This is a genomic window from Levilactobacillus koreensis JCM 16448 (assembly GCF_001435525.1).
Lineage (GTDB): Bacteria > Bacillota > Bacilli > Lactobacillales > Lactobacillaceae > Levilactobacillus > Levilactobacillus koreensis.
This window is the reverse complement of sequence record NZ_AZDP01000113.1, coordinates 1-751: the sequence shown is the minus strand read 5'-3', so window position 1 is coordinate 751 and position 751 is coordinate 1. Positions and strand designations below refer to the sequence as shown.

The 751-nt window shown below is 48.1% G+C and carries 5 tRNA genes and 1 rRNA gene; all 6 read right to left on the bottom strand.

Going from position 1 to position 751, the window contains the following annotated elements:
• Window positions 1-63: 63 nt before the first annotated feature.
• The 6 genes from FC99_RS10540 to rrf all read right to left on the bottom strand — a co-directional run bounded on the left by FC99_RS10540 (window position 64) and on the right by rrf (window position 645).
• Window positions 64-137, bottom strand: a tRNA-Arg gene (locus tag FC99_RS10540).
• Between the two features lie 36 nt (window positions 138-173).
• A tRNA-Gly gene (locus tag FC99_RS10535) sits at window positions 174-245 on the bottom strand.
• Window positions 246-252: 7 nt separating this feature from the next.
• A tRNA-Thr gene (locus tag FC99_RS10530) sits at window positions 253-325 on the bottom strand.
• Between the two features lie 48 nt (window positions 326-373).
• Window positions 374-446, bottom strand: a tRNA-Lys gene (locus FC99_RS10525).
• A 3-nt stretch (window positions 447-449) separates the two neighbouring features.
• Window positions 450-522, bottom strand: a tRNA-Val gene (locus FC99_RS10520).
• A gap of 6 nt (window positions 523-528) precedes the next feature.
• A 5S ribosomal RNA gene (gene rrf, locus FC99_RS10515) occupies window positions 529-645 on the bottom strand.
• Window positions 646-751: the final 106 nt, after the last annotated feature.

Below are 751 nucleotides of genomic sequence, written 5' to 3'. Positions count from 1 at the left end.
AACCTGCGACCCCCTGGTCCCAAACCAGGTGCTCTACCAAGCTGAGCTACTTCCCGTTAAAAATGCACCCAGTAGGAGTCGAACCTACAACCTTCTGATTCGTAGTCAGACACTCTATCCAATTGCGCTATGGGTGCAAATAATGTTACTTTGCTTAATACCGTTAGGTATTAAGCGGAAGACGGGATTCGAACCCGCGACCCCCACCATGGCAAGGTGATGTTCTACCACTGAACTACTTCCGCAAAATAATGCCGACTAGAAGATTCGAACTTCCGACCCCCTGTTTACAAGACAGGTGCTCTACCAACTGAGCTAAGTCGGCATAGCCAGTATCAATGTTCTATCTAATTGCCACTCACCCTAAGGTGAATGAGCCGTGACAGTCTCGAACTGTCGACCCTCTGATTAAAAGTCAGATGCTCTACCAACTGAGCTAACGGCTCAAATGGAGGATACAGGGCTCGAACCTGTGACCCTCTGCTTGTAAGGCAGACGCTCTCCCAACTGAGCTAATCCTCCAAATTCGCGTAGCGACGTCCTATCCTCGCAGGGGGCGATCCCCCAACTACTATCAGCGTGCTGAAGCTTAACTTCCGTGTTCGGCATGGGAACGGGTGTATCCTTCAGGCTATCGCCACTACACTACAGAAAGAACTTATTCTTTCAAAACTAGATATTATTCAATTATTTTCCTTGAGAACACCACGTTTTACAACTTGGTTAAGTCCTCGACCGATTAGTACTGGTC